Annotated in this window: 8 protein-coding genes, 1 pseudogene and 1 riboswitch; of the genes and pseudogenes, 5 read left to right on the top strand and 4 right to left on the bottom strand. The window is 45.6% G+C overall.

Annotation, left to right across the window (positions count from 1 at the left end; all coding sequences use genetic code 11):
• Nucleotides 1–181, top strand: a pseudogene (locus CW749_RS28485) (IS4 family transposase); the annotation flags it as partial.
• A gap of 45 nt (nt 182–226) precedes the next feature.
• On the opposite strand, the gene glyS reads toward CW749_RS28485, so the two are convergent.
• Nucleotides 227–2293, bottom strand: a complete 2067-nt coding sequence (gene glyS, locus CW749_RS26275; protein WP_101115432.1) for a glycine--tRNA ligase subunit beta — start codon at nt 2291–2293, stop codon at nt 227–229.
• Nucleotides 2294–2295: 2 nt separating this feature from the next.
• Nucleotides 2296–3213 carry a glycine--tRNA ligase subunit alpha gene (glyQ, locus tag CW749_RS26270; RefSeq protein ID WP_101115431.1) on the bottom strand — a complete coding sequence of 306 codons (918 nt, stop codon included), beginning with the start codon at nt 3211–3213 and terminating at the stop codon, nt 2296–2298.
• A gap of 220 nt (nt 3214–3433) precedes the next feature.
• A riboswitch (yybP-ykoY riboswitch) is annotated at nt 3434–3565 on the top strand.
• A gap of 92 nt (nt 3566–3657) precedes the next feature.
• On the opposite strand from glyQ, the gene CW749_RS26265 reads away from it, so the two are divergent.
• Nucleotides 3658–4224 carry a TMEM165/GDT1 family protein gene (locus CW749_RS26265; protein ID WP_101115435.1) on the top strand — a complete coding sequence of 189 codons (567 nt, stop codon included), beginning with the start codon at nt 3658–3660 and terminating at the stop codon, nt 4222–4224.
• An 88-nt stretch (nt 4225–4312) separates the two neighbouring features.
• Entirely contained in the window at nt 4313–4570 is a 258-nt protein-coding gene (locus CW749_RS26260) for a hypothetical protein (protein WP_101115434.1), read from the top strand.
• 109 nt (nt 4571–4679) lie between these two features.
• Here the strand turns inward: CW749_RS26260 and tusA are convergent, their stop codons facing one another.
• On the bottom strand, nt 4680–4928 hold the full coding sequence (gene tusA / locus CW749_RS26255) for a sulfurtransferase TusA (RefSeq protein WP_101115430.1): 249 nt from the start codon (nt 4926–4928) through the stop codon (nt 4680–4682).
• 136 nt (nt 4929–5064) lie between these two features.
• Between tusA and CW749_RS26250 the strand changes: the two genes are divergently transcribed.
• A complete protein-coding gene (locus CW749_RS26250; RefSeq protein WP_101115429.1) occupies nt 5065–5247 on the top strand; it encodes a hypothetical protein in 183 nt (60 codons plus the stop codon).
• A 185-nt stretch (nt 5248–5432) separates the two neighbouring features.
• Complete coding sequence (locus CW749_RS26245; protein ID WP_101115428.1) at nt 5433–6377, top strand: LysR family transcriptional regulator; 945 nt, start codon at nt 5433–5435, stop codon at nt 6375–6377.
• A 118-nt stretch (nt 6378–6495) separates the two neighbouring features.
• Here CW749_RS26245 and CW749_RS26240 read toward each other — a convergent pair whose 3' ends face one another.
• Complete coding sequence (locus tag CW749_RS26240) at nt 6496–7476, bottom strand: MDR family oxidoreductase (RefSeq protein WP_101115427.1); 981 nt, start codon at nt 7474–7476, stop codon at nt 6496–6498.
• Nucleotides 7477–7529 lie beyond the last annotated feature (53 nt).

The raw sequence follows: 7529 nt of genomic DNA, 5'->3' as shown, positions 1-7529 counted from the left end.
GTTGATATATGGGTTTTGGCTAGAAGCGGCAGGCACTATTCCCAAACGTATTAATCATCTTTTAGACGAAACACCACATCATGTTTTACCACTAAAAAGAGAAGATCGAATATACCCGAGAAGCGTGAAACCTAGGAATAGAAAATACCCCAATAAGAAGAATGCCAGTCAGCTTAACTGACTGGCATTAAGCCATCTGGCTCCCTTTTTGATATTTAAACCTGAGTTATTTCTGCAGAAGAGAAATATCCGCAATTTGTAGGAACAGGTTACGTAAGTTGTTCAGTAGCGTTAGACGATTCTTCTTCAGAGCTTCGTCATCTGCCATTACCATTACGCTGTCGAAGAATGCATCCACTGGCTCACGCAGATCGGCAAGCTTATTGAGGGCTTCTTGGTAGTTGCCCGTTGCGAATGCTGGCTCTAGTGCTTCCGTCATTACTTCGACGTTTTCAGCCAGTGCTTTCTCGGCATCTTCCTGAAGCAATGCGAGATCGATATCTGAAGCAAGTTCCCCATCGAATTTCGCTAGGATGTTACCTACACGCTTGTTCGCTGCCGCTAGTGCTTCTGCTGCTTCCAGTCCACGGAAGTGAGAAACGGCTTTAACGCGTTGGTCAAAGTCAGCTGGTTTCGTTGGACGACGTGCTAATACCGCTTGAATGATATCAATGCTGAAGCCTTCATCTTGGTACCATGCACGGAAACGACCTAGCATGAAATCAATAACGTCAGCTTCTACGTTGTCGTTGGTTAGCTTATCGCCTAATAGCGCTTTCGCTTTACCGATCAGATCGGTTAGGTCTAGGTTGTAGCCGTTTTCAACGATGATACGCAGTACACCCAGTGATGCACGTCGTAGAGCAAATGGATCAGAACCTTTTGGTGCTTGACCAATACCGAAGATACCTACGATCGTGTCTAGTTTGTCTGCCATTGCAACTGCAGAAGAAATACCAGTACTTGGTAGATCGTCGCCAGCGAAACGAGGCATGTATTGCTCGTAAAGCGCTAATGCAACTTGCTCGTCTTCGCCATCGTGTGTGGCGTAGTGCATGCCCATTACACCTTGCGTATCCGTGAATTCGAATACCATCGATGTCATTAGGTCACACTTAGCCAGTAGGCCTGCGCGCTTAGATTTTTCAACGTCAGCATCGATTTGCTCAGCAATGTAGCCAGCAAGCTCTGTGATGCGGTCTGTTTTGTCTTTGATAGTACCAAGTTGCTTCTGGAAGATTGCTTGGTCTAGTTCAGGAAGACGGTCGATAAGCGGACGCTTGCGGTCTGTGTTGAAGAAAAATTCAGCATCGGCAAGACGTGGACGTACAACCTTTTCGTTACCTTCGATAACGTAGCGAGGCTCTTTAGACTCGATGTTCGATACGAAGATAAAGTTCGGCAGTAGTTTCTTATTCTCGTCATAGACGGGGAAGTATTTTTGGTCACCTTTCATGGTGTAAACCAACGCTTCAGAAGGGACTTTTAGGAATTCTTCTTCAAACTTCGCTGTAAGTACGACTGGCCATTCAACCAGAGACGTTACTTCTTCAACAAGATCATTTTCTAGGTCAGCAACACCACCCACGGCAGCAGCTGCTTTTTGCGAATCAGCTAAAATAATGGCTTTACGCGCTTCGTAATCTGCCATTACTTTACCGCGCTCTTCTAGAATCGCTGGGTATTGCTCTGCAGAATCGATAGTGAACTCTTGCTCACCCATGAAGCGGTGGCCACGGATAGTGCGGTCTGATGCTACGCCTAGGATCTCACCTTCAATGAGATCAGAGCCCATCAGTATAGTTAGCGTTTTAACTGGACGAATGAACTGAGTCGTTTTGTTGCCCCAGCGCATTGGTTTTGCGATAGGCAGGTTAGCTAGTGCTTTAGCAGCTAACTCAACAACGATTTCAGATGTCGCTTGGCCTTTTACTTCTTGTTTGAACAGCAGCCATTCACCTTTATCTGTTTTAAGGCGATCAGCTTGTTCAACTGTGATGCCGTTACCACGAGCCCAACCTTGTGCAGCTTTGGTTGCGTTGCCTTCAGCATCGAATGCAACAGCAATTGCAGGACCGCGTTTTTCAACGATTTTGTCTTCTTGACCTTCTGCCAGTGCTGCCACTTTAAGTGCAAGACGGCGAGGCGCTGCGTACCATTTCACGCCTTCGTGCGTTAGGTTCGCACCTTTAAGCTCTGCTTCGAAGTTTGCTGCGAATGCTTCCGCTAGCGTACGAAGTTGCGTTGGTGGCAGCTCTTCCGTACCCAGTTCAATTAAAAATTCTTTAGCCATGATTATTTACCTTCCTTCTTACACATAGGGAAGCCAAGTGCTTCACGTGACGCGTAGTACGCCTGCGCAACAGATTTAGTTAGGTTGCGAATACGAAGGATGTAACGTTGACGCTCTGTTACAGAGATAGCTTTGCGCGCATCAAGGATGTTGAATGCGTGACCGGCTTTTAGAATGCGCTCGTAAGCTGGAAGCGGAAGTGGCTTCTCAAGCTCAAGTAGCTCTTTACATTCTTTCTCACACTGGTCGAAGAAACCGAATAGGAAATCGACGTCTGCGTGTTCGAAGTTGTAAGTCGATTGCTCAACTTCATTTTGGTGGAAGATGTCACCGTAAGTCACTTTGCTGCCGTCTGGTGCTATGTTCCACACTAGATCGTAAACAGAGTCTACTTCTTGGATGTACATGGCTAAGCGCTCGATACCGTAAGTGATCTCACCAGTCACTGGCTTACACTCAAGACCGCCTACTTGTTGGAAATAAGTAAACTGAGTGACTTCCATGCCGTTTAGCCATACTTCCCAGCCTAAGCCCCATGCGCCTAGCGTTGGGTTTTCCCAGTTATCTTCTACGAAGCGAATATCGTGAACCAGTGGATCGACACCAAGCACTTCAAGTGAGCCTAGGTACAACTCCTGAATGTTATCTGGAGAAGGTTTTAGCGCTACTTGGAATTGATAGTAGTGCTGCAGACGGTTTGGGTTTTCACCGTAACGACCATCGGTAGGACGACGTGAAGGTTGAACGTATGCCGTAGACATTGGCTCTGGGCCAATTGCACGTAGACATGTCATTGGGTGAGAGGTGCCAGCACCTACTTCCATATCCAAAGGTTGTACAATCGTACAGCCGTTTTGAGCCCAATAATCCTGCAGCGCGAGGATCATTCCCTGGAAGGTTTTGATATCGTAATTTTGCATAGTCAGGTTCGCGCGATTCTTATGTATGATTTATTGAAAATAACCATTGAGTATACCCAGTTCTTTGCTTGCCGAGTAGAGGAAATATCGCTTAAACCCTGCTCAAAATGGTCATTTCATACCAAACTCGTCAGAACTCTCGCAAAATTGACATTTTATGAGCAAACAGAGCGATCTATGCAATGTGTAACTTGCCATTATAAGAAGCAAATTCTACAATCAGATTGTCTTTGGGGAGTAGCTTCCCCGTCCTTCTTGGAAGCAGGACGGGATTGTACGTCAACATAATTGATGAAAACATCATGGCGTATGAGACTCAACCACCTAAAAAATCATCACATTAGGTTGAGTTTAGCGAGACCATAGACAAGGTACACAAACCAGGGGTGGGGCGTGGATCTTGTCTTTGGTTTTATTCAGATGCCCTACCCCATTGAGCATGTCGTGAGCGTTCTAGCTATATCCATTGCCAGTGTTACTCTGGCAGAGATTGGGGACAAAACCCAATTACTCTCCCTTATACTTGCCAGCCGGTATCGAAAGCCGGTGCCTATCGTACTTGCTATCTTTTTGGCGACGTTATTGAACCATGCCCTTGCCGCATGGCTTGGCGTTGTTGTGGCGGATCATTTGACTCAAGACGTTTTGCGTTGGGTTGTTGTATTCAGCTTTCTAGCGATGGCTATATGGGTACTGATCCCAGACAAAATGGATGAAAATGAGGGGGATGCTTCATTCCGAGGCCCTTTCGTTGCCAGCTTTATTGCGTTTTTTATCGCAGAAATAGGCGATAAAACACAGGTAGCGACATCCATTCTTGGGGCGCAATTTTCAGAACATCTTCTTATGGTGATTATCGGTACGACCGTTGGCATGATGCTCGCCAATGTGCCTGTTGTTATGATTGGCAAATTCAGTGGAGATAAATTACCTCTAGCTTTGATAAGAAAAGCCACATGTGTGCTCTTTGTTCTGCTGGCGATAGGCGCACTTATTTTTGGCACCGAGTAATCCATCGTATTTGTGAAAACAGACACATATTTCGATTTTGCAAAATGGTATTTTGCCAGTGAAGAGTGTGGAGCAAGAGGGTAAAACCATGTTAACGCGCTATATGGGTATGACGCCGCAAAGTCAAAGCTATCTGTTTACTTGTGGGCTAGGATTGACGCTACTGGGAATGGTGTTAACCGAAATGTGGCTGCCAATGGTGGTAGGCGCAATCATCATGACTGGGTTGGCTGTTGAATCTTGGATTCGGGTACAACATTTGATTCCTATTAGAAAAGAACTGCGAGAGCTGCATCATCAGATGGAACACATCCAGCATCAACTTCGTTCCAAAACAGAAGAATGAAATGTTAAATGAAGGGCAAACTTAGGTTCGCCCTTTTTTGTATGCAATTCTTTAACGCTTTCGCTTTTACTTTTTGCTGCTTTAAGTTTGATTGGAGCGGCAGAACGATTCAGTCCATTCCTTTTTTGATGAGATATTGGTAAGGCAGAGAATCAATCTGGCTTCCTATTAACTGGTGATCCATAAAACGACAAAAGCTCGGAATGTCGCGCGTTGTTGAAGGGTCATCCGCCTTCACAAGCAATACATCTCCATTTTCCATGTTTCGAATGGTTTTTCTTACCATCATGACCGGTTCTGGGCAGCGAAGACCTTCAGCCTCCAGAATTTTGGTCGCAAGAGTCGGATCAAAAGTCATAGTTGTGCGTTCAATTTGGTTTTGGAGGGCAAATCATACTGATGTCGAAAAAATATTCAATAAAGTCTTGGCAAACACAAAAAATCCATGTAACTTAATTTTTAACAATTAAATAACATTTGAGCTAGGGGGGTTGATGCTAACTCAGTTAGACCGACTTACGATTTACAGCGTATTGTGCTTTATTACATTTTGCGCGCTGATACTTAGAAGCTCATCTGAAGTCTCTCTTTTACCACTAATTGGCTTATTTTCAACAATTTTTGGTATTTGGGTAGAGATGCATCGCTGGCAGAAACACAGCGAAAAACAGAATTAACACGACACTACTACACATTCCGACACTATCCCATTTTTCTTGGGCTTCCCCGCTGAAAGGCGGGATTTTTTTTACTTTTTATTTACAAATCTATCGGTTTCTATGTCACTTCTACTTTGATCTCTACCGAATGTCTCTCGCCTTAATTTTGTTATTATGACGTTTTCCACAAACGAGTCTGTGCTTTGGAATTAGAAGAGATCTATCGTCGTGATTTAAATTTGCTGGTGGCGTTGCGAATCATTATAGAAGAAGGCAGTGTGAGCCGAGCTGCGACTCGGTTGAACCTGAGTCAGTCAGCAATGAGTCGTGTGCTAGGGCGATTACGCCAATTGGTGGGCGATCCATTATTCGTCCGACAAGGTCAGCACTTAATACCGACAGAAAAAGCGATTGAACTGAATCAAGCGCTGGGTGAGCCACTTGAATCGTTACGTTCGTTATTAACGCCAGAACGATTTGACCCAACAACTTGCGATCAAACGTTCACGATAGCGACGACAGATTACGCCATGCAGACTATTTTTCCGTTTGCATTGCCTCGGATATATCAAGAAGCCCCCCAAGTAAAATTTGAATTCATTCCATTGATTGACGATCAGCTTCCACAGCAGTTGACGCATCAAGGTGCGGATTTGGCAATTTGCCGTCCTACGGGTTCGGTAGAGCCATTGAACAGTGATCGGCTAGGGCGTGTTGGCGTATCTTGCTTGATTTCTAAGCAACACCCGATTGCCAATAGCGACATGCGACTGCACGATTACCTTGAATACCCACACGCTATGATAGCGATAAGCGATGGCGTGAAAGCACTGCTCGATCAGGCACTGAGTAACCAGCCAGCTCGAAATATGGTTCTCCGTGCCTATCATTTAGAAGCGGCTTTAGCGATTGTGGACACCTTGCCGCTGATCATCACTGTCCCTGCAGATTTAGCCTATTTGGTCGCAGACCGTTACGACCTATTGGTGAAACCGCTTCCTTTTGAATTCACTCCCTTTGAGTACTCGATGATTTGGCATCCTAGAAGCGACCATTCTCCAGCTCAGGAGTGGTTGAGAACGATGGTAAAAGAGGAGTGCAGTCGGTTAATTGCAAAGCGAGTAGAAGATCTAGGGTTAGATAATTAAGAAAACCCTGACTAGAAAGGGGCTTGGTTTAAATTATTTTAGTGGGTCAGACAGTGTCTGACCCATGATTTATTTTTTCCAATAAGTTTTCGGCATTGTTTGCTAACGGGAGAAAGTGTTAAGGCTTAATGACCACTCGGCCCGTCACTTGACCATTTGTTATGTCTTCCGCGTATTTCGGTGCATCACTTAAAGGGATTTCTGTGCAGGCTTGTTCAAAGTAACTGGCTGGAAGCAGTTCAGTGAGCTTTTCCCATGCTGCCGTGCGCTTCTCGTAGGGGCAGTAAACAGAATCGACCCCTTGCAAACGGACGTTTCGCAGAATAAATGGCATAACCGTCGTCGGCAAATCGAATCCACCTGCCAAACCACATGCAGCGACGGTGCTGTTGTAATCCATCTGCGCCAACACTTTGGCTAATACTTTGCTACCAACAGTGTCAATGGCACCTGCCCAGATTTGTTTTTCGAGTGCGCGTGCGGGCTCTTCAAACTCACTGCGATCAATGACTCGGCTCGCCCCTAATTTTTCAAGTAAAGGACCGTTCTTTTCTACTCGACCGCTTACGGCTACTACGTTATAGCCAAGAGTGCTCAATAACGTTACAGCAACAGAACCAACGCCGCCACTCGCCCCTGTTACGAGGATTTCACCATCTTCTGGTTTTACATCGCCGTCTATAATGGCTTGTACACACAGCATGGCTGTTAAGCCCGCTGTACCTACCATCATCGCTTGCTTGCTGCTAAGCCCAGAAAGTAATGGAACTAACCAATCTGCTTTGAGGCTAGCGCGTTGAGCCATACCACCCCAGTGGTTTTCCCCAACGCCCCAACCGGTTAGTACCACTTTGTCACCAGTTTGGTAGCGCTCGTCGGAAGACGTCACCACGGTTCCCGCTAAATCGATCCCTGGCACCATTGGAAACTGACGGATGATTTTCCCTTTACCAGTAATGGCGAGTCCGTCTTTGTAATTCAGAGAAGTGTAATCTACATCGATAACCACATCACCTTCAGGTAAATGTGAATCGTCTAGTGATTCAATGGATGCGATGGTTTTTTTATCTTCTTGATTTAGAACGAGAGCTTGGAACATAGTCTTCTCCACAGTATGAGGGCTGCAAGCACATCACTCGTGTGCTTTAGTCA

The sequence above is a fragment of the Vibrio sp. vnigr-6D03 genome, assembly GCF_002835515.1.
In the GTDB taxonomy this organism is placed as follows: Bacteria; Pseudomonadota; Gammaproteobacteria; order Enterobacterales; family Vibrionaceae; genus Vibrio; species Vibrio penaeicida.
This window is presented reverse-complemented; position numbering and strand designations above follow the sequence as displayed.